This window comes from Arthrobacter sp. Ms25, assembly GCF_059090365.1.
Genome location: NZ_JBNHFP010000001.1, coordinates 36,361 through 63,334 on the forward strand (window position 1 = coordinate 36,361; position 26,974 = coordinate 63,334).

Annotated in this window: 23 protein-coding genes and 1 pseudogene; 16 read left to right on the forward strand and 8 right to left on the reverse strand. The window is 66.2% G+C overall.

Annotated elements, in window-relative coordinates; translation table 11 throughout:
• Positions 1-10: 10 nt before the first annotated feature.
• The 7 genes from AC5RT8_RS00175 to AC5RT8_RS00205 all read left to right on the forward strand — a co-directional run bounded on the left by AC5RT8_RS00175 (position 11) and on the right by AC5RT8_RS00205 (position 5,003).
• The gene (locus tag AC5RT8_RS00175) at positions 11-1,438 is read left to right on the forward strand and encodes an FAD-dependent oxidoreductase (protein WP_494093692.1); all 1,428 of its coding nucleotides are present in this window, start codon (positions 11-13) and stop codon (positions 1,436-1,438) included.
• 43 nt (positions 1,439-1,481) lie between these two features.
• Entirely contained in the window at positions 1,482-1,877 is a 396-nt protein-coding gene (locus AC5RT8_RS00180) for a VOC family protein (RefSeq protein ID WP_494093693.1), read from the forward strand.
• Complete coding sequence (locus AC5RT8_RS00185; RefSeq protein WP_494093694.1) at positions 1,870-2,232, forward strand: hypothetical protein; 363 nt, start codon at positions 1,870-1,872, stop codon at positions 2,230-2,232. Before AC5RT8_RS00180 ends, AC5RT8_RS00185 begins: the two co-directional genes overlap by 8 nt.
• Before the next feature lie 237 nt (positions 2,233-2,469).
• The gene (locus tag AC5RT8_RS00190) at positions 2,470-2,940 is read left to right on the forward strand and encodes an FHA domain-containing protein (RefSeq protein WP_494093695.1); all 471 of its coding nucleotides are present in this window, start codon (positions 2,470-2,472) and stop codon (positions 2,938-2,940) included.
• A 37-nt stretch (positions 2,941-2,977) separates the two neighbouring features.
• Positions 2,978-3,727, forward strand: a complete 750-nt coding sequence (gene ftsR / locus AC5RT8_RS00195) for a transcriptional regulator FtsR (protein WP_494093696.1) — start codon at positions 2,978-2,980, stop codon at positions 3,725-3,727.
• A 1-nt stretch (position 3,728) separates the two neighbouring features.
• A complete protein-coding gene (locus AC5RT8_RS00200; RefSeq protein WP_494093697.1) occupies positions 3,729-4,223 on the forward strand; it encodes a bifunctional nuclease family protein in 495 nt (164 codons plus the stop codon).
• Between the two features lie 192 nt (positions 4,224-4,415).
• Positions 4,416-5,003, forward strand: coding sequence for a MerR family transcriptional regulator (locus tag AC5RT8_RS00205; protein WP_494093698.1), 588 nt, complete (start codon positions 4,416-4,418; stop codon positions 5,001-5,003).
• 95 nt (positions 5,004-5,098) lie between these two features.
• Here the strand turns inward: AC5RT8_RS00205 and AC5RT8_RS00210 are convergent, their stop codons facing one another.
• A complete protein-coding gene (locus tag AC5RT8_RS00210; protein WP_494093699.1) occupies positions 5,099-5,941 on the reverse strand; it encodes a ParA family protein in 843 nt (280 codons plus the stop codon).
• A 259-nt stretch (positions 5,942-6,200) separates the two neighbouring features.
• Between AC5RT8_RS00210 and AC5RT8_RS00215 the strand changes: the two genes are divergently transcribed.
• Both AC5RT8_RS00215 and AC5RT8_RS00220 read left to right on the forward strand, forming a co-directional pair.
• The gene (locus tag AC5RT8_RS00215; RefSeq protein WP_494093700.1) at positions 6,201-9,599 is read left to right on the forward strand and encodes a pyruvate carboxylase; all 3,399 of its coding nucleotides are present in this window, start codon (positions 6,201-6,203) and stop codon (positions 9,597-9,599) included.
• Positions 9,600-9,677: 78 nt separating this feature from the next.
• Positions 9,678-11,105, forward strand: coding sequence for a mycothione reductase (locus AC5RT8_RS00220; RefSeq protein ID WP_494093701.1), 1,428 nt, complete (start codon positions 9,678-9,680; stop codon positions 11,103-11,105).
• A 30-nt stretch (positions 11,106-11,135) separates the two neighbouring features.
• Here AC5RT8_RS00220 and AC5RT8_RS00225 read toward each other — a convergent pair whose 3' ends face one another.
• The gene (locus AC5RT8_RS00225; RefSeq protein WP_494093702.1) at positions 11,136-12,944 is read right to left on the reverse strand and encodes an AMP-dependent synthetase/ligase; all 1,809 of its coding nucleotides are present in this window, start codon (positions 12,942-12,944) and stop codon (positions 11,136-11,138) included.
• 235 nt (positions 12,945-13,179) lie between these two features.
• On the opposite strand from AC5RT8_RS00225, the gene AC5RT8_RS00230 reads away from it, so the two are divergent.
• On the forward strand, positions 13,180-14,160 hold the full coding sequence (locus tag AC5RT8_RS00230) for an ROK family glucokinase (RefSeq protein ID WP_494094504.1): 981 nt from the start codon (positions 13,180-13,182) through the stop codon (positions 14,158-14,160).
• Between the two features lie 61 nt (positions 14,161-14,221).
• On the opposite strand, the gene AC5RT8_RS00235 is transcribed toward AC5RT8_RS00230, so the two are convergent.
• Together AC5RT8_RS00235 and AC5RT8_RS00240 are read right to left on the reverse strand one after the other, a co-directional pair.
• Complete coding sequence (locus tag AC5RT8_RS00235) at positions 14,222-14,749, reverse strand: hypothetical protein (RefSeq protein ID WP_494093703.1); 528 nt, start codon at positions 14,747-14,749, stop codon at positions 14,222-14,224.
• A complete protein-coding gene (locus tag AC5RT8_RS00240) occupies positions 14,746-15,510 on the reverse strand; it encodes an alpha/beta hydrolase (protein WP_494093704.1) in 765 nt (254 codons plus the stop codon). Before AC5RT8_RS00240 ends, AC5RT8_RS00235 begins: the two co-directional genes overlap by 4 nt.
• 169 nt (positions 15,511-15,679) lie before the next feature.
• Here AC5RT8_RS00240 and AC5RT8_RS00245 point away from each other — a divergent pair.
• Both AC5RT8_RS00245 and AC5RT8_RS00250 read left to right on the forward strand, forming a co-directional pair.
• Positions 15,680-16,367 (forward strand): annotated as a pseudogene (locus AC5RT8_RS00245) (lysophospholipid acyltransferase family protein); the annotation flags it as partial.
• Between the two features lie 540 nt (positions 16,368-16,907).
• Positions 16,908-18,278: a class II 3-deoxy-7-phosphoheptulonate synthase gene (locus AC5RT8_RS00250; protein WP_494094505.1), complete on the forward strand. Its 1,371-nt coding sequence runs from the start codon at positions 16,908-16,910 to the stop codon at positions 18,276-18,278.
• Positions 18,279-18,298: 20 nt separating this feature from the next.
• On the opposite strand, the gene AC5RT8_RS00255 is transcribed toward AC5RT8_RS00250, so the two are convergent.
• Together AC5RT8_RS00255 and AC5RT8_RS00260 are read right to left on the reverse strand one after the other, a co-directional pair.
• On the reverse strand, positions 18,299-20,449 hold the full coding sequence (locus AC5RT8_RS00255; protein ID WP_494093705.1) for a Stk1 family PASTA domain-containing Ser/Thr kinase: 2,151 nt from the start codon (positions 20,447-20,449) through the stop codon (positions 18,299-18,301).
• A gap of 89 nt (positions 20,450-20,538) precedes the next feature.
• A complete protein-coding gene (locus AC5RT8_RS00260; RefSeq protein ID WP_494093706.1) occupies positions 20,539-21,879 on the reverse strand; it encodes a LysM peptidoglycan-binding domain-containing protein in 1,341 nt (446 codons plus the stop codon).
• A gap of 255 nt (positions 21,880-22,134) precedes the next feature.
• Between AC5RT8_RS00260 and AC5RT8_RS00265 the strand changes: the two genes are divergently transcribed.
• A complete protein-coding gene (locus AC5RT8_RS00265) occupies positions 22,135-22,488 on the forward strand; it encodes an Rv2175c family DNA-binding protein (RefSeq protein ID WP_494093707.1) in 354 nt (117 codons plus the stop codon).
• Between the two features lie 84 nt (positions 22,489-22,572).
• Here AC5RT8_RS00265 and AC5RT8_RS00270 read toward each other — a convergent pair whose 3' ends face one another.
• Both AC5RT8_RS00270 and AC5RT8_RS00275 read right to left on the reverse strand, forming a co-directional pair.
• On the reverse strand, positions 22,573-23,673 hold the full coding sequence (locus AC5RT8_RS00270; RefSeq protein ID WP_494093708.1) for a polyprenyl synthetase family protein: 1,101 nt from the start codon (positions 23,671-23,673) through the stop codon (positions 22,573-22,575).
• Positions 23,674-23,675: 2 nt separating this feature from the next.
• Positions 23,676-24,170 (reverse strand): hypothetical protein, encoded by a 495-nt coding sequence (locus AC5RT8_RS00275; RefSeq protein ID WP_494093709.1) that lies wholly within the window; start codon positions 24,168-24,170, stop codon positions 23,676-23,678.
• A gap of 145 nt (positions 24,171-24,315) precedes the next feature.
• Here AC5RT8_RS00275 and dinB point away from each other — a divergent pair, with 145 nt between their 5' ends.
• The 3 genes from dinB to mraZ all read left to right on the forward strand — a co-directional run bounded on the left by dinB (position 24,316) and on the right by mraZ (position 26,907).
• Positions 24,316-25,572, forward strand: coding sequence for a DNA polymerase IV (gene dinB, locus AC5RT8_RS00280; RefSeq protein ID WP_494093710.1), 1,257 nt, complete (start codon positions 24,316-24,318; stop codon positions 25,570-25,572).
• Positions 25,573-25,753: 181 nt separating this feature from the next.
• Positions 25,754-26,128: an SCO2097 family morphological protein gene (locus AC5RT8_RS00285; protein WP_494093711.1), complete on the forward strand. Its 375-nt coding sequence runs from the start codon at positions 25,754-25,756 to the stop codon at positions 26,126-26,128.
• Between the two features lie 347 nt (positions 26,129-26,475).
• Positions 26,476-26,907, forward strand: a complete 432-nt coding sequence (gene mraZ / locus AC5RT8_RS00290; protein WP_494093712.1) for a division/cell wall cluster transcriptional repressor MraZ — start codon at positions 26,476-26,478, stop codon at positions 26,905-26,907.
• Positions 26,908-26,974 lie beyond the last annotated feature (67 nt).

Here is a 26,974-nt window from a genome sequence, read left to right on the forward strand (position 1 = left end):
AGGAGACGCCATGCGCGACTCGAGGGACGTGATCATCGCCGGCGGCGGCCCGACGGGGGTTTTCCTCGCCCGCGAGCTACGGCTGCACGGCGTGGATGTGCTGGTGCTTGAGCGGGACGAGCAGCAGACCACAGTGGTCCGCGCCGGCGGCCTGCATGCGCGCAGCCTGGAGATACTGGACCAGCGGGGCCTGGTCGGGCCGTTCCTGGACCACGGCCGCAGGTATCCGCTCGGCGGATTCTTCGCCGGCATCCTCAAGGACACTCCCGACGGGCTCGATACCAGCTACCCGTATGTCCTGGGCATTCCCCAGCCCGTCACGGAACGGTTGCTGGCCGAATCCGCGCTCGCCGCCGGCGTCGAACTCCGCCGCGGACAGGAAGTGGCGGGCCTGGACCAGGACGACGACGGCGTCACGGTCCGGCTCCGCGGCGGAGGACAGGTTCGGGCACGTTACCTGGTCGGCTGCGACGGCGGGCGCAGCACGGTGCGCAAACTGGCACGCATCGGCTTCCCCGGCCAACCCAGCCGGCAGGACCGGCTGCTGGGGGAGGTGCAGCTGGCCGAATCCGAGGAGACCGTCATAGCCGTGGTGGCCGAGGTCCGCGAAAAGCACAAGGACTTCGGCGCAGCCCCGCTGGGAGACGGCCTCTACAGCGTGGTGGTGCCGGCCGAGGGGGTGGACCGCGGCGCACCTACCCTCGACGAACTCCGTACCCAGCTGCACGAGTATGCGGGCACCGACTTCGGCGCACATTCCCCGCGCTGGCTCTCCCGGTTCGGTGATGCCACGCGGCTGGCCGAACGCTACCGTTCCGGCCGGGTCCTGCTGGCCGGCGACGCTGCGCACATCCACCCGCCCTTCGGCGGGCAGGGACTCAATCTGGGCCTCCAGGACGCGTTCAACCTCGGCTGGAAACTGGCCGGAGCAGTGAAGGGATGGGCGCCGCCGGATCTGCTGGACACCTACGATGCCGAACGGCGGCCCGCAGCCGCAGCCGTCCTGGAGAATACGCGTGCCCAGTCGGAGCTGACGTCCACGGAGCCGGGACCGCAGGCAGTGCGGCGGCTGCTGGCGGAACTGATGGACTTCAACGAGGTGAACCGGCACCTGATCGAGAAAATCACGGCCACGGCGATCCGGTACGACGTCGGCGACGGACACGAACTACTCGGCCGCCGGCTGCCGGACCTGTCATTGACGAACGGACGGCTCTACGATCGGATGCATGCCGGACGCGGCCTGCTGCTGGAGCGGACCGGCTCCCTGTCGCTCACCGGATGGGGGGACCGGATCGATACGGTGACCGACGCCGGCCCGGGCGCGGTGCCCTCCGGGGTGCTGCTGCGCCCGGACGGCCACGTGGCCTGGGTCGGCGACCGGCAGGATGACCTGCTGGCGGCGGTGACGCGCTGGTTCGGCGCACCGGCCCGATGAACTGCCCTACACCGGAAGTGAACCGCCCACGGAAAGGACCGCCATGCCGAACACCGTCACCGCGTTTGCCGTCTCGCTGAATGTCCCGGATCCGGCCGCGTCGGCAGCATTCTTCATTGAGCGTCTCGGGTACGCCGTCGAGATGGAAGACGACGGATTCATCTCGCTCCGGCACCTGGACGGGGGATCGAACCTCATCTTCCTCCGCACCGGACTCCCGACGTTCCGTCCGCCCGAGGCTGCAGGCAGGGCCCGGGACGGACTGCTGCTGGTCCACGTCGTCGAGCATCTCGATCCGGTCCATGAGAAGTTCGTGTCCGACGGCGTTGACGTGGTGACACCCCCGCACACCGAGCCCTGGGGTGAGAGGTTTGCCCAGTACCGCGATCCAAACGGTTTGATCGTCCAGCTTGTGCAGTGGGTGAACGGAGATGACTAACGGCATTCCGGAAGATCTTGCCCGCGGGGAACTTGAGCGGCTGGAACGCCGGCTGGCCCTCGAGGGGGCCCCTGCCTACGAGGAGCTGCTGCACCGGGACGCACTGGTGGTGGTGCCGGGAGCCGTGCTGAATAAGGGAGAGTGCGTCGCTGCTATTGCCGCGTCCGACCCCTGGGACGCGATTGACATCGCCTCGTTCTGGCATTTCGCGTCGGTGGATACTGCCAGCATCGCCTACCGTTTCTCCGGCCGGCGCGGCACGGACGAATATTCGGCCGTATTACTGTCCAGCTATCTGCTCGAGGACGGTACGGCCCGCCTAATCCATCACCAGCAGACCCCGGAGCCCGGCTGACGCATCCCCTGCGGGAGGCTGCCGTGCCGGGCATGCGGCAGCGTCCACCCGGCAGCCGGGTCCGGGCGAATTCGTGCCCCGGCGTGCGAAAGCAGCAAGGAGTACTTGTAAACCAGTGCCGCACGGGGCCGGTAACGGGTAGGCTGATACAGCACGTAAGGCAGAAACAGTCATCGGAACCGGGTCAGCCAGACATATTTGGCTGATCAGTTTTCTTTTTTGGGGAGGAAATTGCACATGGCGGGCGAGCAGTACAGCGCCGAACGGGCGGGCAACCGACGGGCGCCCAGCGCGGAAGACACCACATCCATCAGTCTTCCCCCGATGTCGGATTCCACCACGGTGGAGCCCAAGCTGACCCCGGACGAGCGGGCAGCAGTCGCCGCGCTCCCGGCACGTTCAGCCCTGCTGATTGCCCACAGCGGCCCGAACGCCGGTGCACGCTTCCTCCTGGACCAGGACGTCACCACAGCAGGACGGCACCCCAACGCAGATGTCTTCCTCGATGACGTCACTGTTTCGCGTAAGCACGTTGAGTTCCGCCGCACCCCGGAGGGCTTCCGGGTGGTGGACTCCATGAGCCTGAACGGCACATACGTCAACCACGACCGGGTGGACAGCGTGCTGCTGCGCACCGGCAGCGAGGTGCAGATCGGTAAGTTCCGTCTCACTTTTTACGCTGCCCGTCCCGCATCTGCCGGGAACTAGGCCCAGGCCCCGGCGCTGGGCAGATAAGGTAGAAGACATGTCAGCATCACAGTCCGTCAGGCGCACCACCGGACCCGAACGGCTGCGCGGCAGGGTGCTGAATATCGGTGAGGTCCTGAGCGAGCTCAGCGCAGAGTTCCCTGCCATCAGCGCTTCCAAGATCCGTTTCCTTGAGGAAAAAGGCCTGGTGACGCCGCAGCGCACCGCTGCCGGGTACCGGAAGTACACCACCGCCGACGTGGAACGCCTGCGGTTTGTGCTCGCGCTCCAGCGGGACCAGTACCTCCCGCTGAAAGTCATTAAGGACTACCTCGATGCGATCGACCGCGGCGAACGCCCGGAGTCGCTTCCCGGCGGCATGTCCCTCGCACCTCGGGTGGTTTCGGACCAGCTGGCCGGAGAGCTCTCGGCCCGCGCCCACGCCCGGACCCTGACCTTCAACGAACTCGTGCAGGAATCCGGGGCCAGCACTGAACTGGTGCGCAGCCTGGCCAGCTACGGCCTGATCAACGGCGCGGACGAGAACTATGACGAACACGCACTGAAAGTGGCCAAAGCCTGCGTCCAGCTCGAGGCCCACGGCATCGAACCCCGGCACCTGCGTCCGTTCCGTGCTGCCGCTGACCGGGAGCTGGGCCTGGTGGAACGCGTGGTTGCCCCCGTGGCCTCCCGCCGCGACGTCGCTTCCAAGGCCCGTGCCGCGGAGACCGCCCGGGAGATCAGTGACCTTTGCCTCAGCCTGCACAGTGCCTTGGTACACGGCCAGATCGCACGGATGGAGGGCTGAGATGCAGGAAGTGGAAGTCGTAGGCGTTCGGATAGAACTTCCGTCCAACCAGCCGCTGGTCCTGCTCAAGGAAATCAACGGCGAACGGCACCTGCCCATTTGGATCGGCGCACCGGAAGCCAGCGCCATTGCGTTCGTGCAGCAGGGGATCGTGCCCCCGCGGCCCATGACCCATGACCTGCTGGTGAACCTGATCCATGCCCTCAAACGCGAAGTCACCTTCGTCCGGCTGATCTCTGTCGAAGACACGGTATTCCACGCGGAGATCGTCTTCGAAGACGGCACCGCAGTGAATTCGCGGGCTTCTGACGCAATTGCCGTTGCCCTGCGCATCCCGTGCCCCATCTACTGCGCGGATGAGGTCCTCAATGAAGCCGGCGTCCGGATTGCCGATGCCGATCCCGAAGCCGAGGAAGAACAGGACAACGCCGAGCAGGAGATGCGCCAGTTCCGGGAGTTCCTGGCCGACGTCGAACCGGAAGACTTCGAACGCTGACCGCCCGTTCGGGTGCTGCCTCCGACACGCGGATGAAAAAGTTCCCGGCATCTTTGACCTTGGTGCCCGTCGGTTCTAACGTCGAAGAATAGAGTTCCCATTGCACCGGGGGGAGTCTCGGGGCACACTGAAGAAGCCCTGACAGCTCCTGCCAGTGCCAACCCCCACGGGAACCGTTATTAGGAGGCACACGTGAGTCCGAAAGGCGATGCCGGCGAACACGCCGTGGCACCGGGGAACATCCCTTCCCGGAGCGCCCAGGGCTTGCTGTTCACCGAGGATCTGCCTCTTCTCGACGAAGATGCAGGCTACCGTGGCCCCACCGCCTGCAAGGCTGCCGGGATCACCTACCGCCAACTCGATTACTGGGCCCGCACCGGCCTGGTGGAACCCGCCGTGCGCGGGGCTGCCGGTTCCGGGACCCAGCGTCTCTACGGTTTCCGCGACATCCTGGTCCTGAAGGTCGTCAAGCGGCTGCTGGATACCGGCGTATCGCTCCAGCAGATCCGGACAGCTGTTGAACACCTGCGCGAACGCGGCGTGGAAGACCTGGCGCAGATCACACTGATGAGTGACGGCGCCAGTGTCTACGAGTGCACTTCCGCCGACGAGGTCATTGACCTGGTCCAGGGCGGACAAGGGGTCTTCGGAATCGCCGTGGGCCGGGTCTGGCGCGAGGTTGAGGGCAGCCTCGCGCAGCTGCCCAGTGAGCACGTCAACGAACAGGACTTTCCCGGCGATGAACTGAGCCAGCGCCGCATCGCACGCAAGATCAGCTAGGGCACCACATTAGACAAGGCTTAACGTAAGAAGGGCATCCCCGCGGGGATGCCCTTCTTACGTTAATTCAGCTGTTGTGAACCCCTGGCCGGGGTCTAGGCGACCGGACGGCGCATGACCCGGTTGCGTACGCTGCCGGAATCCGTCAGGTTTTTCAGCAGAGCATCGAAGGTCCCTGCCGCCTGCTTGGCAGACTCGCCCGGCCAATGGTGCACCGAGTGGGCCGCGCCCTGGATCTGCTGCCAGTTTGCCTGCTCCGCAACGGTGGGGGAGAGCAGCAGGTCGCCGAACATCTGCTTCATTTCGGCCAGCCGGAAGACGTGCTCGTTGGAACTGGGCCGTACACGGTTGGCAATAATCCCCGCGGGGGCCAGGTTGGGGGCAAACTCCGCCCGGAACAGCTCGAGCGCACGCATGGTGCGTTCGGTGCCGGCCACCGAGAACAGTCCCGGCTCTGCCACCAGCAGGACGCGGTTGCTGGCGGTCCAGGCCATGCGGGTGAGTCCGTTCAGCGACGGCGGGCAGTCAATCAGGACCAATCCGTACCCGGTGACCCGCGACAGCAGGGTGGTCAGGCGCCGCACATCGCGTTTGCCCAGGTCGGGACGGTCATAGATGCCCGAGTAGGCCGACCCCATGGCCACGTCGAGGACCGGTTTCCGGCCGCCGGAATCCTTGCCGAAGCGGCGGGCGTTCGCCACCCATCCGCTGGGCACCACATTGTCGGAGAGCTGCGCCCGGCGGGCCGCACGGAGCATTTCGCCGATTCCCAGCTGGTTGCCGGCGCTCACGCCCAGGCCGGTGGTGGCATCGGCATGCGGGTCCAGGTCCACGACGAGCGTCGGAATGCCCGCGGCCAGCGCGGCGGATGCCAGACCCAGGGTCACGGAGGTCTTGCCCACGCCGCCCTTTAGGCTGCTGATGCTCACTACTTGCACTTGTTGAACCAAAACCTAACGTGTCTAGGGGTCACAGGACAGCTGCAGACTCATTCTATGTGACGGACAACCGTTACCTTGGCAGCAGGCTTTTGCAGGGGTGGCGCTTAGACTTGTTGCGTGTGATGTTCGACACCACAGCTTTGGAGTCCGCCCGCCGGCAACCTGCGGCCACGACGTGCTCCGGGGTGCCGTGGCTAAAATCCGTATACGGCGGCATCTGTCCGGATGCCCCTTCCGCAATCGACGCAGGAGATCCATGTTCTCGAAGATATTGGTCGCGAACCGGGGCGAAATTGCCATCCGTGCCTTCCGCGCAGCCTATGAACTGGGCGCCAAGACCGTGGCCGTGTTTGCCCACGAGGACCGCAACTCCATCCACCGCCAGAAAGCCGACGAAGCCTATCTGATCGGGGAGGAGGGGCATCCGGTCCGGGCGTACCTGGATGTGGATGAAATCATCCGGGTAGCCAAGGAATCCGGCTGTGACGCCATCTACCCCGGCTACGGATTCCTTTCGGAGAACGCAAACCTTGCGCGGGCAGCGGCCGATGCCGGCATCACCTTCGTAGGTCCCGCCGCGGACATCCTGGAGCTGGCCGGCCACAAGGTGCATGCCCTGAACGCCGCGCGCAAGGCAGGCATCCCGGTCCTGCGCTCCACCGAACCGAGCGACGACGTCGACAAGCTGATCGGCGAAGCGGAGGACATCGGGTTCCCCATCTTCGTCAAGGCCGTCGCCGGCGGAGGCGGCCGCGGCATGCGGCGGGTAGACACCGCCGACAAGCTGCCCGAGGCCCTGCAGGCAGCCATGCGCGAAGCCGAAACGGCCTTCGGGGACGCCACGGTGTTCCTCGAGCAGGCGGTCCTGCGCCCCCGGCACATTGAGGTCCAGGTTCTTGCCGATGCCGAGGGAAACATCGTGCACCTGTTTGAACGGGACTGCTCCCTGCAGCGCCGCCACCAGAAGGTGGTCGAAATCGCCCCTGCCCCGAACCTGGACGACGACATCCGCCAGGCCCTCTACCGGGACGCGGTGAAGTTCGCCAAGGAGCTGGGGTACGTCAACGCCGGAACCGTCGAGTTCCTCGTGGACACTGTGGGAGAACGGGCCGGCCAGCACGTGTTCATCGAAATGAACCCCCGCGTCCAGGTGGAACACACGGTCACCGAGGAAATCACCGACGTGGACATTGTCCAGTCCCAGCTGCGGATCGCTGCCGGGGAAACGCTGGAGGATCTGGGCCTGCGGCAGGACGAACTGCAGATCCGCGGAGCCGCCCTGCAGTGCCGCATCACCACCGAAGATCCGGCCAACGGGTTCCGGCCCGACGTAGGCCGGATCACGGCGTACCGGTCCGCCGGCGGTGCCGGGGTCCGGCTCGACGGCGGCACCGTGTACGCAGGCGCAGAAATCAGCCCGCACTTCGACTCCATGCTGGTCAAGCTGACCTGCAGGGGCCGCACCTACCCCATAGCCGTCAACCGCGCCCGTCGGGCACTGGCCGAGTTCCGCATCCGCGGTGTCGCGACCAATATTTCCTTCCTACAGGCTGTTTTGGACGATCCGGACTTCGTTGCCGGTGACGTTGCCACCTCCTTCATCGAGGAACGCCCCGAACTTCTCAATGCCCGCGGCTCGGCGGACCGCGGCACCAAGCTGCTCAACTGGCTGGCCGACGTCACCGTCAACAAGCCCTACGGCGATCCCGTTGCACACATCGACCCCGCGGAGAAGCTGCCCGTCGATCTGCCCGAAGCCGTGCCGGGCTCGCGGCAGCGGCTCCTGGAGCTGGGGCCGGAGGGTTTCGCAGCAGACCTGCGGCAGCGGCGCGAACTGGCCGTCACCGACACCACCTTCCGCGATGCCCACCAGTCGCTGCTGGCCACCCGGGTGCGGACAAGGGACCTCGTGGCGGCCGCACCGGCGGTAGCGGCCCTGACCCCGGAACTGCTTTCCGTGGAGGCGTGGGGCGGTGCCACCTATGACGTCGCCCTGCGCTTCCTGGGGGAGGATCCCTGGGAGCGGCTCGCCGCCCTGCGGCACGCGCTGCCCAATGTCTGCATCCAGATGCTGCTGCGCGGACGGAACACAGTGGGGTACACGCCGTATCCCACCGAAGTCACCGAAGCGTTCGTCGAGGAGGCCGCCGCGACCGGCGTCGACATTTTCCGCATCTTCGACGCGCTGAACGACGTCTCCCAAATGGAGCCTGCCATCAAGGCCGTCCGCAGGACGGGAACCGCCGTCGCCGAAGTGGCACTCTGCTACACCGGGGATATGCTGAGCCCGGACGAGGATCTCTACACGCTGGACTACTACCTGGACCTGGCACAGAAGATGGTGGACGCCGGCGCCCACATCCTCGCCATCAAGGACATGGCCGGCCTGCTGCGCCCGGCCGCGGCAGCCAAACTGGTAGCGGCGCTGCGGGAGCGCTTCGACCTGCCCGTCCACCTGCACACCCACGACACCGCAGGAGGCCAGCTTGCCACCCTGCTGGCCGCAGCGGATGCGGGCGTCGACGCGGTCGACGTCGCCAGCGCCCCGCTGGCCGGCACCACCAGCCAGCCGTCCATGTCCTCGCTGGTCGCCGCGCTGACCAACACCGAGCGGGACACCGGGATCAGCCTGGACGCCGTCGGCACGCTGGAGCCGTACTGGGAAGCCGTGCGGCGCGTGTACGCGCCCTTCGAATCCGGGCTGGCCGGTCCCACCGGCCGCGTGTACCGCCACGAAATCCCCGGCGGCCAGCTCTCCAACCTGCGCCAGCAGGCCATCGCCCTGGGGCTGGGGGAGCGCTTCGAGGCCATCGAGGACATGTACACCGCCGCCGACCGGATCCTGGGCCGCCTGGTCAAGGTCACGCCGTCGTCGAAGGTTGTCGGCGACCTCGCCCTCCAACTGGTGGGTTCCAACGTCTCCCCGGAGGACTTCGAGGAGAACCCGCAGAACTACGACATCCCGGACTCGGTCATCGGCTTCCTCAGCGGGGAACTCGGAGATCCGCCCGGCGGCTGGCCCGAACCCTTCCGGACCAAGGCCCTGCAGGGACGCGAGATCAAGGCCCGCCACGTCGAGCTGACGGAGGTGGACAAGGCAGGCCTGCGTGCAGACTCCGCCACCCGTCAGGACACCCTGAACCGTCTGCTCTTCGCCGGGCCGGCCAAGGAGTTCGCCACCGTCCGGGAAACCTACGGCGACGTGTCGGTCCTGGAAACGCGCGACTACCTGTACGGGCTCCGGCGCGGCGAGGAGCACGTCATTGAACTGGAGAAGGGGGTACGCCTCATTGCAGCGCTGGACGCGGTGTCAGAGCCCGACGAAAAGGGCATGCGTACGGTCATGACCACGCTGAACGGGCAGATGCGGCCCGTTTCCGTGCGGGACCGCAGCATTGAAAGCACCACCAAAACGGCCGAGCGGGCCGATCCTGCCGAGCCCGGCCACGTAGCGGCTCCGTTTGCCGGAGCCGTGACGGTCACGGTCAAGCAGGGCGCTGAGGTTGCCGCGGGGGAGACCGTTGCCACGATTGAGGCCATGAAGATGGAAGCCTCCATCACGGCGCCGGTCGCCGGAACCGTGGAACGGGTTGCCATCTCGCAGGTGGAACAGGTCCAGGGCGGTGACCTGCTGCTGGTCGTCACGCCGAAATGAGCTCCGGTCCGGGCCGGTGCACACCGGCCCGGACGGCTCGAAATGAACGCCGGCCGTTGACTGCATAGACTGGTGAGCGTGACTCACTTCGATCTGGCCATCATTGGTTCCGGCTCCGGCAACTCGATCATCACCCCGGACTGGGACGGGAAAAAGGTAGCGATCATCGACGGCGGTACGTTCGGCGGTACGTGCCTGAACGTCGGCTGCATCCCGACCAAGATGTTCGTCTATCCCGCCCAGCTGGCGGCGGCAGCAGCCGACGGTGCGCGGCTGGGCGTGGACACGGTGTCCGCGGGCGTGCGGTGGCGCGATATCCGGGACCGGGTCTTCGCACGGATCGACGCCATCTCCGACGGCGGGCGCCGCTACCGCGACGAGGAACTCGAGAACGTCACGCTCTACAGCGAATACGCCCGCTTCGTCTCCCCGCACGCCCTCGTGACCGCATCCGGCGAGAAAATCACGGCCGACCAGATTGTCGTGGCCGCAGGTTCCCGTCCGGTCCTGCCGGATACGCCGGGGATGGACCTGCCGAAGGTCCATACCTCGGACACGGTGATGCGCATCGACGATCTGCCCGAGCGGGTGCTGATCATCGGTGGCGGGTATATCGCTGCCGAGTTCGGGTTCGTCTTCTCCGCCTTCGGCTCGGATGTCACCGTAGCCGTGCGGTCGGGGGCGCTGCTTCGCTCCCTCGACGACACCGTGTCCGAGCGCTTTACCGCTGAGGCTTCCAAGCAGTGGAACCTCGAGTTAAACACCACCGTGGACTCACTGACGGAAAACGCTGACGGGTCCGTGCATGCCGTGCTTTCGGGTCCGGCCGGGGAATCGGCGCTGGAGGTGGACCTGGTGCTGGTGGCGACCGGCCGAACCCCGAACACGGACCGGCTGGACGCCGCTGCGGCTGGTTTCGACGTCACCGAAGACGGGCGCCTGGCGGTGGACAGCTACGGACGTGTGCTCGCAGCAGGCGTCCCGGCACCCGGGATCTGGGCGCTGGGCGACATCAGCAGCCCCTACCAGCTCAAGCATGTAGCCAACCACGAGGCCCGCGTGGTGGCGCACAACCTGGTGCATCCCGAAGACCTGCGTCCCATGGACCACCGGGTTGTGCCCGCCGCCGTCTTCAGCAGCCCGCAGATCGCCAGTGTCGGGATGACGGAGGAAGAAGCCCTGGCCGATACCGAAGCCCGCGGCGTCGAACTGGCCCTCGCCGTGCAGGAATACGGGTCGACGGCGTACGGCTGGGCCATGGAGGACTCCACCGGATTCGTGAAACTGCTGGCGGAGAAGGACAGCGGACGGCTGCTGGGCGCCCACATCATGGGACACGAGGCCTCCATGCTGATCCAGCCCCTGGTGCAGGCGATGGAGTTCGGGCTGGACGCGGCCACCATGGCCCGCGGGCAGTACTGGATCCACCCGGCGCTCAGCGAGGTGGTCGAAAACGCCCTGCTTTCGCTGAACACAAAGGAAAGGCCGGGCAGGAACCGTCTCTAGGAGAGTGGGTTCCTGCCCGGCGGAGAAGAATCAGACCCGCTGCCCGCTGTAGATGTCGTCGATGACATCCGAGAAGTCCCGCAGCACCTGGGCACGCTTGATCTTCAGCGACGGCGTCAGGTGTCCGCTGGTCTCGGTGAAGTCCGTCGGTACCACGCGGAATTTCTTGATCGCTTCGGCGGCGGAGACCTTCTTGTTGGCGCGGTCCACCAGGGCCTGCAGTTCGTTCTGCAGCTCATCGGTCTTGGCTACCTCGGTCACCGTCATGGTGGCGGGCAGCTTGTGGCGTCCGAGCCACCCCGGGAGGGCTTCTTCGTCCAGGGTGATCAGCGCCGAAATGAACGGTTTCGCATCGCCGACCACCACGCACTGGGACACGATGGAATCGGCGCGGATGGAATCCTCCAGCTGGGAGGGGACAACGTTCTTGCCGCCGGCGGTGATGATGATTTCCTTCTTGCGGCCGGTGATCTTCAGGAAGCCGTCCGCGTCGAGTTCGCCGATGTCGCCGGTATGGAACCAGCCGTCAGTGAACGTCTCGTCCATGAGTTCAGGGCGGTTGTAGTAACCCTTCATCACGCTGATGCCCTTGGCCAGGATCTCGCCGTCGTCGGCGATCTTCACGCTGTTCCCCGGCAGGGGTGCACCTACCGTGCCCAGCTTGACGAGCTGCGGGGTGTTGGTGGTGAGCGGAGCCGTGGTTTCGGTCAGGCCGTAGCCCTCCAGCACCAGCAGGCCGATGCCGTGGAAGAAGTGTCCCAGCCGTTCACCCAGGGGAGCGCCGCCGGAGACGGCGTACTTCACGTTGCCGCCCATGGCTTCGCGGATCTTGCCGTACAGCAGGCGGTCGAAGAGGGCGTGCTTCAGGGTGAGGCTCAGCGGAACCTTGCCCTCCTGCTTCGCCTTCGACCAGGCGACGGCGGTCGCGACGCCCCCGGAGAAGATCTTGCCCTTGCCGCCGTCCTCGGCCTTCAGCATGGAGGCATTGAAGACCTTCTCTAGGACACGGGGAACCACCAGGATGAAGGTGGGCTTGAAGCTCTGCAGGTCGGGAAGGAGATTCTTGACATCGGGGGTGTGCGCCACGGTGGCACCGGTGGAGACACTGAGGACGGAAATGAAGCGGGCGAGGACGTGCGCCAGGGGCAGGAACATGATCGTCTGTGAGCCTTCGGGCGCCACTTCGGGCTCAGCCAGCTCGGAGTTGCGGCAAAGGTTGACGAAGTTGGCGTGCGTCAGTTCGCAGCCCTTCGGCTTGCCCGTGGTCCCCGAGGTGTAAATGATGGTGGCCAGGTCGTCCATCCGGGCAGTGGAGCGGCGAACCTCGAGATCTTCATCACTCACGGAAGCGCCGTCGGCACGCAGCGTGTCGAGTCCGCCGCCGTCCATCTGCCAGACATTCGCTACCAGGGAAAGGTCTTCATCGGCCGCCGCTGCGCGGACCACGTTCTCGTGCCGGGCCGCTTCGACCACGATGCCGACGGCGCCGGAATCGCTGAGGATCCAGGCAACCTGGGAAGGGGAGGAGGTCTCGTAGACCGGAACCGACACGGCGCCGGCAAACCAGAGCGCAAAATCCACGAGGGTCCACTCGTACCGGGTCCGGGACATGATGGCCACACGGTCGCCTGCCTTGATACCGCTGGCCATGAAGCCCTTCGCCAGCGCCCGGACGTCCTTGGTGAAGTCGGTTGCGCTGATCCGCTGCCAATCGCCCTGGCCGTTCCGGACGGCAAACAGTGCGGGGTTGCTGGGCTTGGCCGCTTGGTCGAGCAGCATGGTGGTGATGTTTGTCTGCGGCGGGGACTCCGCTAGGACGGGAACGCTGAATTCTCGCACGATAGCTCCTTTGATATCCGGTAGGCCCGTAGGCATGTTCAGCCTATAACCTAGATCACATTTTAGTACCCGCCGGTAACCTTGCGGATAGATAACGAACGCGTCGCCCCTCTTGCCGTTTCCCTAGAATAGGTTTCTGATGCGTCAAGTTACCCCAGCACCCTTTTCCCGCCCGCTTTCCACCCCGCTCCAGCGCCGGCTGCCGGCGGCGGAACCCTTCCGGACCCGCAGGCCGATGCGGCTGCCGAATCGGATGCGCAGGCGCGGGCTGGCCATCGGAATCGATATCGGCGGAACGAAGGTCGCTGCCGGTCTGGTGGACGGGGACGGCCGGGTATTGCGGCAGGCCCGCCGATCGACCCCCGGACAGGATCCGCGGGAAGTCGAAGCCGTCATTGTCGACCTGGTCCGGGAACTCTCCGCCGAGCACCACGTCTGGTCCGTCGGGATCGGCGCGGCGGGGTGGATGGACCTCGCGGGCAGCACCGTGTTGTTCAGCCCCCATCTGGCGTGGCGCAACGAACCCCTCCGGGAGAACCTGGAGCGGCTGCTGCGCCGGCGGGTCTTCCTGGTCAACGACGCCGACGGGGCCGCCTGGGCGGAGTACCGGTTCGGTGCCGGCGCAGGGGAGAACAGGATGGTCTGCGTCACCCTGGGGACCGGAATCGGCGGGGCAATGGTGGTCGACGGCCGCCTCGAACGCGGCCGGTACGGGGTGGCGGGCGAATTCGGCCATCAGATCATCATGCCCGGCGGGCACCGCTGCGAATGCGGCAACCGCGGCTGCTGGGAACAGTACGCATCGGGTAACGCCCTGGGCAGGGAAGCCAGGGAACTGGCGGCGGCCAACTCGCCGGTGGCCTCCGAACTGCTCCGGGCCGTGGACGGCAATGCGGACCAGGTAACGGGCACCGTCGTGACCCGCCTTGCCCTCGACGGCGATCCGGCGTGCGTGGAACTGCTGGACGAAGTGGGCCAGTGGCTGGGCCTGGGCCTGGCAAACCTGGCGGCGGCCCTTGACCCCGGGATGTTCGTCATTGGCGGCGGACTCAGCGATGCCGGTGACCTGCTGCTGGAGCCTGCACGGCGGTCCTTTGCCCGGAACCTCACCGGGCGCGGATTCCGCCCGGCAGCCCGAATGGAGCGGGCCGCCCTGGGACCGGCGGCCGGAATGATCGGCGCGGCCGACCTGTCGCGGATCGCCGCGCGCCGTTGAACCGTCCGCCATTGAGCCGCCTGCCGTTGAGCCGCACGGCCGGGAAGCCGAAACGCTGCACCTAGACGGCGGCGCCGTCGTCGCCCTCATCGCGGTGCTGGGGTAGGCGGAACAGCAGGTATCCGGCCGATCCTGCGAAGACCGCAACGGTTCCCAGGACGACTGCCAGGGGAGCGTCCCGCCAGAACATCGCAAACACCAGAAGCAGCAGGGGCCCGGCCAGTGTCCCCAGCCAGCTGAGCACCACCAGCGGCTCGCCCATACCGAGCGGCGGTGGCTCGGGCGGCACGAAACCGTCGTCGTTCCCTTCATCCTCCGCTGTGTAGTCCCGCGGTCCTGCGGCTGCCAGGGGCTGGTTCTGGAAAATCGCGCGGGTGCGTTCGGCCGCAGACGGTGCCGGCGCGTCGGGGGCGGGCCCTTGTTTTCCGGCCTCCCCGCCGTCGGTTTCGTGCGTACCGGCCTCCCCGGGGACAGGGCCCGGCTCCGGTGTCACCGGATCGGCGGCGTCCATGTGCTCGAGCCGGGCCACCAGGTCCAGCCAGACTTCCTCGTCCGTCGACTCGTTGTGTTCCGGTTCGCGTTCACTCATGCCCGCACCCCGGCACTGACGCGTTGGATGAATTGATGCGACCGTTCAAAGATCAACGGCGCATCGTGGTCCATGGTGGCGACGTGGTAGCTGTTTTCCAGCGGTACCACTTCAAGTTCTGCGTTCACGAGGCGCCGGCGGAGCAGCTCCATGCTTGACTCCGGCACCACGGCGTCCACCCGTGAACGGAAGGCCAGCACGGGCGCGGTGACCGCCGGCAGCGAGGCGGCGGTATCGCGGAAGAGCCTTCCCAGCTGATGTACGGCACCCACCGGCGTCCGGGCATACGCGCCCTCATCCTGTCCTTCAAGCGCGATGTCGTTGCCGATGGCGGGCACCGACTTCATGAAGTACTTGAGCACGCCTGAGTACCGGGCACGCGGATCACCGAACGTCAGGCCGGGATTAACGACGGCGACCCCGGCCACCGGCCGGCGCGCCGCCAGCCGCAGCGCCAGCGCCCCGCCCATGGAAAGGCCGGCGGATACGACACAGCCGGTCCGCTCCTGCAGGGCGGAGTACGCGTTGTCGTACTCCTCATACCAGCGCTGCCACGGCGTGCGTGCCAGTTCCTGCCAGCTGGTTCCGTGGCCCGGCAGCAGCGGGAGGCTCACGGCGTATCCGCGGTCCGCGAGGTAACGCGCCCACGCGGCCATGCTCACCGGGGATCCGGTGAATCCGTGGCTGAGGAGCACGCCTACGTCCGCGTTGGGGCCGTGCCCCTCGGAGTGGAAGGCGTCTGTGCCGGGGAGGGGAGTCATGTGTCTATGGTTGCATTAGCGGGCTCCTTTTGGACCCCGCCGGGGGGAAACTCTCCGCGGGCCCGGTACGCGCAAAGTTAACCAGCGGAGATCAGCGCGCATACAGTAGAGTCTGGGGAACCAATCGGGTCCCTAGTAATTGTCTTGTCCGGACGGGAGATCAAGCCGCGTGTTCTATTGGGTGATGAAGACGATATTCATCGGGCCGGTGGTGAATCTTCTCTTCAGGCCATGGGTCAAGGGAATGGACAACATTCCCGAATCCGGGCCTGCGGTCCTGGTGAGCAATCACCTTTCGTTCTCCGATTCGATCTTCCTTCCGCTCGCCGTGCCGCGTCCGGTGAGCTTCCTCGCGAAGAGCGACTATTTCAACGGCAAAGGCATCAAGGGAAAGCTCACCGCCGCGTTTTTCCGGCTCGCCAACCAGTTGCCCATGGACCGTTCCGGGGGTGCAGCCTCCGCGACCTCGCTCAAGGCCGGCGTCGACGTCCTGGAGAACGGCGGACTCCTGGGCATTTACCCCGAAGGTACCCGCAGCCCGGACGGCCGGCTCTACCGGGGCAAGACAGGCGTTGCCAAGCTGGTGCTTTCCACCGGTGTGCCCGTGATTCCCGTTGCGATGATCGGAACCGATAAGGTCCAGCCCATTGGACGCCGTATCCCGAATATCCGCCGCATCGGCATCATCGTGGGCGAGCCCCTGGATTTTTCCCGGTACGCCGGTTTGGAGAATGACCGGTTCATCCAGCGCTCCGTCACCGATGAGATCATGTACGAACTCATGCGTCTTTCGGGCCAGGAATACGTGGATGTGTATGCCAGTACGGTCAAGGAGAAGCTGGCAGCACGCAAGGGAGGCAAAGCTGCCGAAGCGCGGGGCGCGGCCGTTCGCCTTACGGCCGGTAGCGAACCCGGCACCGGTTCCGGTTCCGGAACCCCGTCCGGCAGCCCTGAGCTGCCCGTTGAGCCGGGCAGCCGGCCCCCTGGTTCGGTGACCGTCATCGGTTCGGCGCCGGTCAAGGGCAAAAGGAGTACCCCGACGCCGGTGGACGAGGCCGGCGCCGCCGGCACCGGGACTCCCCGCCGGGTGAAGCTCCGCCGCCGGATGCCCGGCGCCAACGGTGCCCGGGCGGCCAGCGGCGGCGCTCCTGCCGACGCCGGATCCAACGGTGCCCGCACGGGCGGGACCGCAGCGTCTGAAACCGATGCCGACGGTGCCCGCGCCGACGGCGGCGACCGCGAGGCGGGCCCCCGTTCCCAGGCAGGCTAGGTCCGCCGGGAGGGTTCTAAATTGCCCGTATTGCGTGCTTCCGTGGCAATTGTGACGGTGTTGCTCGCTCCTGCGGGGCAGCAAGTACGCTTAAGCCGTGACTGACATTTCCGTACACCGCGAGTCCATTCCCACCACGCTTTCCGGCGCGGCGGCGACGTCCGCAAGCCATCCCGAGCTGGATAACTGGCGTTCGCTGCCGATTTCGCAGCAGCCGTCCTGGCGGGACCATCCGGGGTATGACGCGGCCGTTGCCGAGCTGTCGATGGTGCCGCCGCTGGTGTTTGCAGGCGAAGTGGACGTGCTCCGCAGCCGTTTGGCCGAGGCGGCGCAGGGCCGCGCCTTCCTCCTGCAGGGCGGCGACTGCGCCGAAACCTTCGAGGCCGCCACGGCCGACAAGATCAGTGCACGCGTCCGGACACTGCTGCAGATGGCCGTGGTCCTGACGTACGGCGCCTCCGTTCCGGTGATCAAGATGGGGCGCATGGCCGGCCAGTTCGCCAAGCCCCGTTCATCCAATGACGAAACCCGGAACGGCGTCACGCTGCCTGCCTACCGCGGCGACATGGTCAACGGCTATGACTTCACTCCCGAGTCCCGCCGGCACGACCCTGCGCGGATGGTGCGGGCGTACCACACGTCCGCATCCACGTTGAACCTGATCCGGGCCTTCACCCAGGGCGGATTTGCCGATCTTCGGCTCGTGCACCACTGGAACAAGGGGTTCACCTCCAACCCGGCGCACTCCCGCTATGAATCCCTGGCCCGGGAAATCGACCGGGCGGTACGGTTCATGGATGCCTGCGGGGCGGACTTCGAAGCACTGGAACGAGTCGAGTTCTTCGCCAGCCACGAGGCCCTGCTCCTGGACTACGAGCGTGCCCTGACCCGGGTGGACTCCCGTACCGGCCAGCCGTACGACACCTCCGGACACTTCCTGTGGATCGGGGAGCGGACCCGGGATCTCGATTCCGCGCACGTGGACTTCCTCTCCCGGGTACGCAATCCCATCGGGGTCAAGCTCGGCCCGTCCACGAGTGCCGAAGACGCCCTGGCCCTGATCGAGAAATTGGATCCGAACCGGGAACCCGGACGGCTGACGTTCATCACCCGGATGGGTGCCCGGAACATCCGCGAAAAGCTGCCGCCCCTGGTGGAGAAGGTGACCGCTTCGGGTGCCCAGGTCCTCTGGGTGACGGACCCGATGCACGGCAACACCGTCACGTCGCCGAACGGCTACAAGACCCGCAACTTCGACGACGTAATGGACGAGGTACGGGGCTTCTTCGAGGTGCATGATTCGCTGGGTACCTTCCCCGGCGGCCTGCACGTCGAAATGACCGGTGACGACGTCGCGGAGTGCCTGGGCGGCGCGGACCCCGTGGACCAGGAGGCGTTTGCGGAGGGCTACGAATCCGTCTGCGACCCGCGTCTAAACCACATGCAGTCCCTGGAGATGGCCTTCCTGGTAGCGGGCGCGCTCTCCCGCAGGAGCTGACCGGGCGGACCGCCCCCGGGCTACACCACCTTCAGGATGACGGTGGAGCCCTCGGGGGCGGTTCCTGCACCCGGCTCCTGGTCCCGGACCAGGCCCAGCAGGCCGCCCAGCAGGTTCTCCACTTCCACGGTGAAACCGCGGCTTTCCAGATCCGCCCGTGCGGCCTCGGCACGCTGGCCCACGTAGTTGGGGACCTCCACCATCCGTGGCCCGAGTGAAATGGTCAGGGTGACGGTGGAACCCCGTTCCAGCAGACCGGACTCCGGCGTCTGGGTAACCACTGCGCCCTCGGGTACGGAGGCGCTGTTGACCCTGTCCTCGGCGACGGCAGCGGACAGGCCGGCGTCCTCGACGGCTTTCACTGCGTCATCCTCGCTCAGGCCGGTGACCGCGGGAACCTCAACCGGTGCGGGTCCCTTGGATACGACGACGTCCACCTGGGTGCCCAGCCGCAGCAGCGTGTCGGGAGAGGGCTGTTGGCGGATAATGCTTCCGACGGTAATGCTTTCGCTGTATTCCTCGGTAACCGCACCGAGGGTAAGTTCTGCGTCCAACAGGTCCGCTTCGGCGGCTTCAAGGGTCCGCTGGACCACGTTGGGCACCGGGAAAAGCTGCGGACCCTTGGAGACAAGCAGGGTCACCGGCTGAAATCGCCGGACCTCCTGCGGCGCGGCAGGATCAGTCCCCACGGCCATCCCCGCTGCCACCACTTCGTCGAACACCTCGTCGGTGGTGTAGGTCAGCCCTGCCTCGCCCAGCTCCGCCCCGGCTTCCTCCGCGCCGATGTTGCTGACGTCCGGTACGGATACGAGGGCACCGGGACCCGCGCCGAAGAACCAGCCGGCGAAGGCAACTGCTGCGAGCAGTGCCGTCAGGAGGACGGCCAGCAGGATGCCGCGGCGGCGCGGTTTGCCGCTGCGCAGGGATACCTGCGGGCGGTGGGCTTCGCGGTCGTTGCGCCGCTGCAGGGCCCGTTCCTCGCGCTTGTTCAAACGCCGCTGCGGACCCGGGCCGTCATGGTCATGTCCGTCGTCATCGTCACCGTCTTGGTAGGAGTCTTCATCCTCGTCGTCCGGGTAGCCGCCCGTGCCGGGTCCGTCGCCGGGATAACCGGAGGCGCTGCCGGAGGGGAATACGGTGGTGGCGTTGTCGCTGCGCTGGATGACTTCGGTGGCATGGCCGCCGGCTTCGTCCTGGCCAGCCCCTGACGTATCGATGACGCTGGTGGCTGCGCCTGTACCCGCGAGGACTTCCGTGGCGCCGGCCGGCGTTTCGGTGGGGGAGCCGCCTGCGGCCGGGCTGCGGTCCGGTGCCGGAGTGCAGCGGAAGTCAAGCTCTGTGTCACTCAGGGAGGTGCGGATGTGGCGCAGCTCGCCGAGCAGGGCGCGGCCGTTGACCGGACGCTCCTCGGGGTCTTTGGCGGTACACCAGCGGACCAGGTCATCCAGGTCCTCCGCCAGCCCGGGGCAGAGGGCCGACGGCGCGGGAACCGAGGAGTGGACGTGTGCGAAGGCCACCTGGATGGGGGAATCCCCGGTGAAGGGCTGGCGGCCGGTGAGCATCTCATACAGCATGATGCCGGCCGAATAGACATCGCTGCGTTCGTCGGCACCGCCCGCCGTCACCAGTTCCGGCGCCAGGTAGGCGACAGTACCCACGAGGGTCCCGGTGTTGGTGCTGGTGGAAACGGCGCGGGCCAGGCCGAAATCGGCGATCTTGATCCGGCCGTTGTCTGCAAGGAGCACGTTCTCCGGCTTAACGTCACGGTGGACCAGGCCCGCGTCGTGCGCTGCGGCAAGTCCTTCGACTACTGCGTCCATGAGTGCGAGGGCGAGGCGCGGCGACAGCGGGCCGCGCTCGTCCATCAGCCCGCGCAGGGTCCGTCCCGGTACGTACTCCATCACGAGGTAGGCCAGGTCGTCGGTGATGCCCTGGTCCAGGACGCCCACCACATGCGGGTGCGAGAGTCGTGCCGCGGATTTGGCTTCGCTTTCAAAACGCCTCAGGAAACCGCGGTCGGCGGCAAGGTGCGGGTACAGCACCTTCAGGGCCACGTCGCGGTCGAGGCGGCGGTCGGTAGCGAGGTAAACACTGGACATTCCGCCACGCGCAACCAGGGACCTGACGAAGTAACGGTCGTCTACCAGCGTCTCAACGAGGGAGTCTTTCACGGGCTCATGCACCCTTCGATCCTAATGGCGGTACGCGAAAGGGTCCGGATCGACACCCGACCCGGACCCTTTCGCGGCACCCCGGCGTGCTACCGGAAGGAGGCGCGGTGGGCAAGCACCGAGCTTACATAGGCGCGGGTGTCGGCAAACATGCCGTGGGTGGTCACCGAGTACTGTCCCTGGTAGTACGAGGCAATGGCCGTTTCCAAGCTGTCGCTGCTGCGGATCAGGGCACTGATAATGGCCACGCCTGCCGTTGCGTTGTCGTACGGATCCAGCAGGTTCAGCTGCCGGCCCACCAGCTGCGAGGCCCACTCTCCGGAGGAGGGAATGACCTGCATGGTGCCGATGGCGTTGGCGGGGGAGACGGCGCGCTGGTCGAAACCGGATTCCTGGAGGGCAAAGGCCTGCGCCAGGGCAGGATCAACGCCCATCTGCACGGCCGTATCGGCAACGATCTGCTGCATCTGTGCGCGGTCGGGAACCGGCAGCGAGTTCAGCGTCTGCTTGTTCCGGTTGGCATCGGCGACGGTGTGCTCCGGGTAGGTGTAGTGCAGGAAAGTGTTCGGCACCAGGTCAGTCGGTGCCGAGACGGGCGCGGACGCCGTGACGCTGACCGTGCTGCCGTCAACGCGGATCTGCTGTCCGGGACGGATGACCGAGGACGCGTTCAGGCCGTTGGATGCGAGGATGCCCGAGAGGCTGACTCCGTGCTTGGCCGCGATGGCGCTGAGGGTATCGCCGGCGGCGACGGTGTAGCTGCCTCCGGTGCCGGGCGCGGTCTGGCCCTGGTCGGGAGAGGTCGGAGCGGGGGCCTGGCCGCTGAGCCGGATGGTCTGGCCCGGGTAGATAACGGAGGTGAGCGTCAGGTTGTTGGCAGCGAGGATGCTGGAGAGGCTCACACCGTGTTTCGCGGCGATGGCACTCAATGTGTCGCCGGAGACCACTGTGTAGGTGCCGGTGGCGGCGGCTGAAGGTGCAGCGGGTGCGGCTGCCCCTCCGCCCAGGCGCAGGTCGTCACCGGCGAAGATCAGCGAGGTCGGCTGCAGGTTGTTCACGCGCAGGAGTTCGGTCACGGAAAGACCGTACTGGGCGGCGATGGAGCTGACCGTGTCACCGGAAACAATCCGGTGTGTTTCGGGAACCGACGACTCGGCCGGGAGGGTCGCGGGAATCTGCGTCGCCAGCTGTGCGGCGCTGACGCCGGTGGCCGCACCCGTGTTCAGGTTCTTGATGGCCTGCAGGGGAAGCTGGGGGAACAGGGTGTTCTGCGGAGTAACAGGGGCTGCGGCAGCCGGCTCAGCGAGGGCCAGGGCGGACATCATCACTGCGGGTATGGCGGCGGTCGTCACGGCAACACTCAGTTTGCGCGGCATTCCGGTGGCACCGGGACGCACTGCCTGCGATCCCGTCGTCGACTGAGTGTTCATATAGTGATGTTTCCTCATCTGTGTGGCCGGTCCCTTACTGCAAATCCCGGGATTTATAACAAGTAATGGAACGGGTATTACTACTGTTGTTGTAGTGACGGATGTTGTGTTAGTTACTCATGTGATTACAGGTACTCATGTGAATTTACACTAACCAAGGGCGGGCACAATACCCGGGACGGACTTTTGACGCTGCCGTTCCGCTCCAGCCGGGCGAAGTGGCCTGCCCTGCCCCGGACGTGGCACCCTTGAAGGGTGAATGAACTCGAGGAACTCGTTTCCGACTGGCTGACCCTGCCCGATGTGGCTGAACAACTTGATCTCCCTATAAACAAGGTGCATAGCCTGCTGGAGGAGCGCGCCCTTGTGGCCGTGCGCCTCGGCGAGCGGAAGATCCGCAGTATCCCCGCTGCCTTCATCTCCGACGGCTCCGTGCTGGACAGCCTGAAGGGCACCATTTCCGTGCTCCACGATGCAGGCTTCCAGGACGACGAGATGATCCGGTGGCTGTTTACCGCCGACGACACCCTGCCCGGGCGCCCCGTGGACGCCCTCCGCGAGGGACGCAAGACGGAAATCCGCCGCCGGGCCCAGGCGCTGGGCTGGTAATAACTGCCGTGACATCCGAATAAGGAGCTGTCCGTCAATGACGGACAGCTCCTTATTTTTATATGCACACTTATTAATGTGGAGTTAAGCGCTGCGCCTTACTGCCGAGTGTGCCAGGGCGTCGAGGGCAGCCCGGGAAACATCATCAAGGGGGAGCGCGGCAAGGGCGGAAAAAGCTGTTTCCGTGTGCCGGGAAATCAGTTCCTCCGTTGCCTCCAGTGCCCCCGTCTTCAGCAGGATTCCGCGCAGGCGGGCCACGCCGTCGTCGTCGAGGTCCGGATCGCCCAGCCGAGCCGTGATCTCCTTCCGGGCGCTCTCGCTGCCGCGGGAAAGGGCATAGGCAATCAGGACCGTGCGCTTGCCCTCGCGAAGATCATCCCCGGCCGGCTTGCCCGTGGTCTGCGGGTCGCCGAACACGCCGAGGACGTCGTCGCGAAGCTGGAAGGCCTCGCCCAGCGGCAGGGAGAAGCGCGAATACCCGGCCAGAAGGTCGGGTTCCGCGCCGGCCAGGGCGCCGCCAAGTGTCAGGGGATGTTCCGTGGTGTATTTCGCGGCCTTGTAACGGAGGATGTTCAGGGCCCGTACCACGGCATGCTCGGGATCGTGTCCGGGGCCGACGACCTCTTCCAGGATGTCGAGATACTGCCCCGCCATGACCTCGGTGCGCATCCGGTTGAAGATCCGCCGTGCTTCGGTTCCGTGCGAAGCGCGCGGGCCCACGGCGGAGAACATTTCCTCGCTGAGGGAAAGGCAGAGGTCGCCGGCAAGGATGCCGGCCGACGAACCGAAATGGGATCCGTCCAGATACCAGTCGGAGTCCGCGTGCGCCATGGAGAAGGTGCGGTGGACACTCGGCCCGCCCCGGCGGGTGTCGGACCGGTCAATGATGTCATCGTGGATCAGCGCGGCGCTCTGGAACAGTTCCAGTGCCACGCCGGCCCGGACGGCTTCCGGATGCAGGGCGGCCCCTCCGGCGCCGCGCCAGCCCCAGTAGGCCAGCAGGGCACGCAGCCGCTTTCCTCCGCGGGCAAGATTGTGCACGGCATCCAGCAGGGGCAGCGCCTCGGCCGAGATTTCGGCGAGGACGGCGTGCTGGAGCGCGAGGAATTCGTCGAGCTCGGTGCCAAGCCGGCTCCGGTACGCATTCTGTTCTTCCGCTGCGGACTCAGCGGGGGTAACAGGCATGGCTAGCCCGCCGTTTCTGCGAGCAGCGTCGCGCCGACAGTTACCGTTGCCGGTCCGTTGTCCTCGGCTGCGATAACGGTGATGTTGACGGTTTCGGGATCACCGTCACCGGTCCGGACATAGTCGCGTGAGGAGGGGGAGCCGGGCGCCGCCTCCGCGGCGGAGAATCCCCGCGCCGTGAGCTTGGCGTCGTAGAAGGCAAGGATTTCCGCGGCCGGGGCGTCCGAGGATTCCACCAGGACGGCGGTGAGGGTTCCGTTTGCCTGGTCCACCGTGTTGGAAAGGATTTCTGCGCCATCCATGACGGGGATAAGGGTGGACGGGAAGTCCTCCGCCAGGGCGACCGGCGAAGCGGACGGCGAAGCAGCGGTGGCCGAAGGCGAGGACGAAGCCGCAGGGGCGGAAGGGGAGGCGCCGCCCTCCCCGGAGCCGGTGGAGCAGCCCGCGGACGCCAGGGTCAGGGCCGCGGCGGCGAGCATCGTGAAAATCTTTTTCATGGGGTTCCGCTTCGGTGGGGGTCAGGGTCCTGCCACCCAGTCTAGGCGAACGGAAATCGGCAGCGGCGGGGTGGTTGGGGCGCCGAAGGAGGCGCCTTCGGCGGGCAGCTCCGAAAAAGGGGGCGGGGCTGGCTACGATGAGGAAGTGAGTAATGGTTCCGACGTCGCCGCCCAGAACCGCGACTGCACCATCATGCACGTGGATATGGATGCCTTTTATGTTTCGGTCGAGCTCCTTAAGCGGCCGGACCTGATCGGCAAGCCTGTCATCGTCGGTGGACTGGGTGGCCGGTCGGTAGTCCTGTCGGCGTCCTATGAGGCACGCCGTTACGGAGTCCGCTCCGCCATGCCCATGGCAGTTGCCCGCAGGCAGTGCCCGCAGGCGGTGGTCCTGGAGCCGCATCAGGACGTGTACCGGAGCTTCTCCGGACGATTGATGCAGATCTTCGAGTCCATCACCCCGCTCGTGGAGCAACTGAGCGTGGACGAGGCCTTCCTTGACATTGCCGGTTCCATGCGCAGGCTGGGACCCCCGCAGGCGATCGGCGAACTCATCCGTAAGCGCGTTGCCGCTGAGCTGGGCATGACCGCCAGCGTCGGCATTGCTGCCACCAAGTTCGTCGCCAAAATCGCCTCCACCCGTTGCAAGCCCAACGGGTTGCTCCTGGTGCCCAAGGAGCAGACGGTGGAATTCCTGCATACCCTCGATGTGTCCGCACTCTGGGGCGTCGGCGCCAAGACGCGTGAAGCGTTGGCCCGGGTCGGGATCTCCACGGTCGCCGATGTCGCCAATACTCCGCCGACCGTGCTTCGCCGGCTGCTCGGGACCGTGGGCGACCATGTGTACGAGCTGTCCTGGGGGCGTGACCGGCGGGCAGTAACCCCGGTGAGGAAGGAAAAAAGCATCGGCGCGGAGGAAACCTTCGCTTCCGATGTCAGCGACGACCAGGTCCTGCACACCGAGCTGCTCCGGCTCGCGCACCGCAGTGCCGTGCGGCTGCGGACCGCCGGACTCCAATGCCGCTCTGTCTCCTTGAAGCTGCGCTATGCCGACTTCACCACGCTGACGCGGACCCGCACGCTTCCCGAACCGGTGGACAGCGCCCAGATGATCTACGAGACGGCCAAAGCGCTGCTGGCGGCCCTCGGGCCCCGGCCGCAAAGCGTCCGGCTGATCGGACTGCGGGCGGAACAGCTCGAGTCCGCCGAAGGGGCTGCCATGCAGCTCACCCTGGACGGGCGGGAGGACAACTGGCGCTCAGCTGAGGACGCCCTGGATAAGATCAATCGGCGGTTCGGCGAGCTGGGCGTTGTTCCGGCCCGGCTGATCGCCCCGTCCCCGCGGAAGCCCGGGGCGGAACCGGACCGGTTCCCGGGCGGCACTTCCGGGGGCGGTCCGTAGGCTGTGAGGCGGTCAGCCTGCCCGGCCCGCCGAATACGTAGAACCGCCGCTTTCGTGCGGACCCGATGCCACCTATCCTTGGACTAAGTGCAAAGCAGCAGCGGGCCTGCGCGGGAACATCCGGCGCCACACGTTCGTTGGTTGGTTTACAGGGGCAGAACCGGACGGCAAGGAGGCAGTAATGGCACTGTCGGAACACGAGCAGCGCTTGCTGGATCAGCTGGAGCAGCAATTACACGCCGAAGATCCGAAATTCGCGAACTCAATGGCGACGTCCGCAGGCCGCGGGATCTCGACCAGGCGCATAGTGCTGGGTGCGTTGCTGGCTGTTGTCGGGCTGGGAGTACTGCTTCTGGGAATTACGGAAGCCGGCATTCCGGTCGGCGTCCTGGGATTCCTCATCATGGGTGCAGGCGTCTACTACGCAACCACCCGCGGACGGAAGGCTCCGCCCAGGCCGGCGGACGGGCGCAAGGAGCGTGAGTCCAGCAGTCAGCGCGGATTCATGAACAATCTGGAAAACAAGTGGGACGAACGCAAGCGCGACCAGCCGTAGGTTGCTTCGACCCTCCCGCAGGCCTATGGCCGGCGGTGCCTGACCGCTGATGCAGGCCGTCCGGCAGGCAATATGCAGGCTTCAAAAACGGATCCGTTTCGACGGGTCCTTTTTTGTGCCCGCTGTGAGCCGGCAACGCGCTGCCGCCTTCCCGGCGGACGCACTTTTCCCTCCACCATGCTCCACCAGCCTGTGACCGCCGAAATACGCGGAAGAGGCGTCCGACGCGCCGGGAAAACAACCCCGATGAACGTTGACTGTGGAGGGAAGTGGAGTAAAGTGGGGGACATAAGAGGGTAGGGGCGGTACTCGAGGGGTTTTACCCCGATCAGACAGGGCGGTGTGTGATGTTCCTAGGAACACATTCACCGCGTTTGGATGAGAAGGGCAGGCTGATCCTGCCGGCCAAATTCCGTGAGGAACTCGCCGGCGGACTGGTCCTGACCAGGGGCCAGGAGCGCTGCATCTACGTCTTCAGCCAGAAGGAATTCGAACGGGTCCACGACCAAATGCGGGAAGCTCCACTTTCCTCCCGCCAGGCGCGTGACTACATTCGGGTCTTTCTGTCCGGGGCCTCTGACGAAGTGCCGGACAAACAGGGCCGGGTCACCATCCCTCCGGCACTGAGGCTGTACGCAGGACTCGGACGCGAACTGGTCGTCATCGGCGCAGGAACGCGGGCCGAGATCTGGGACGCAGCCGCCTGGCAAACCTATCTGGCAGAACAGGAAACCGCGTTTTCGGAAACGGATGAAGACGCGATTCCCGGGATTTTCTAGCAGTACCGGCCGGGTCTGTCGTGAGATCTCCCGCCGCCCCACCGCAAGGCCACCTGGCTTCCCTTCC

Coding starts and splice junctions, on each gene's coding strand:
- AC5RT8_RS00260 (WP_494093706.1), bottom strand. CDS start 21,879: ATGAACACTCAGTCGACGACGGGATCGCAGGCAGTGCGTCCCGGTGCC.
- mraZ (WP_494093712.1), top strand. CDS start 26,476: ATGTTCCTAGGAACACATTCACCGCGTTTGGATGAGAAGGGCAGGCTG.
- AC5RT8_RS00190 (WP_494093695.1), top strand. CDS start 2,470: ATGGCGGGCGAGCAGTACAGCGCCGAACGGGCGGGCAACCGACGGGCG.
- AC5RT8_RS00275 (WP_494093709.1), bottom strand. CDS start 24,170: ATGAAAAAGATTTTCACGATGCTCGCCGCCGCGGCCCTGACCCTGGCG.
- AC5RT8_RS00175 (WP_494093692.1), top strand. CDS start 11: ATGCGCGACTCGAGGGACGTGATCATCGCCGGCGGCGGCCCGACGGGG.
- AC5RT8_RS00285 (WP_494093711.1), top strand. CDS start 25,754: ATGGCACTGTCGGAACACGAGCAGCGCTTGCTGGATCAGCTGGAGCAG.
- AC5RT8_RS00200 (WP_494093697.1), top strand. CDS start 3,729: ATGCAGGAAGTGGAAGTCGTAGGCGTTCGGATAGAACTTCCGTCCAAC.
- AC5RT8_RS00185 (WP_494093694.1), top strand. CDS start 1,870: ATGACTAACGGCATTCCGGAAGATCTTGCCCGCGGGGAACTTGAGCGG.
- AC5RT8_RS00230 (WP_494094504.1), top strand. CDS start 13,180: ATGCGGCTGCCGAATCGGATGCGCAGGCGCGGGCTGGCCATCGGAATC.
- AC5RT8_RS00235 (WP_494093703.1), bottom strand. CDS start 14,749: ATGAGTGAACGCGAACCGGAACACAACGAGTCGACGGACGAGGAAGTC.
- AC5RT8_RS00270 (WP_494093708.1), bottom strand. CDS start 23,673: ATGCCTGTTACCCCCGCTGAGTCCGCAGCGGAAGAACAGAATGCGTAC.
- AC5RT8_RS00215 (WP_494093700.1), top strand. CDS start 6,201: ATGTTCTCGAAGATATTGGTCGCGAACCGGGGCGAAATTGCCATCCGT.
- ftsR (WP_494093696.1), top strand. CDS start 2,978: ATGTCAGCATCACAGTCCGTCAGGCGCACCACCGGACCCGAACGGCTG.
- AC5RT8_RS00180 (WP_494093693.1), top strand. CDS start 1,482: ATGCCGAACACCGTCACCGCGTTTGCCGTCTCGCTGAATGTCCCGGAT.
- AC5RT8_RS00240 (WP_494093704.1), bottom strand. CDS start 15,510: ATGACTCCCCTCCCCGGCACAGACGCCTTCCACTCCGAGGGGCACGGC.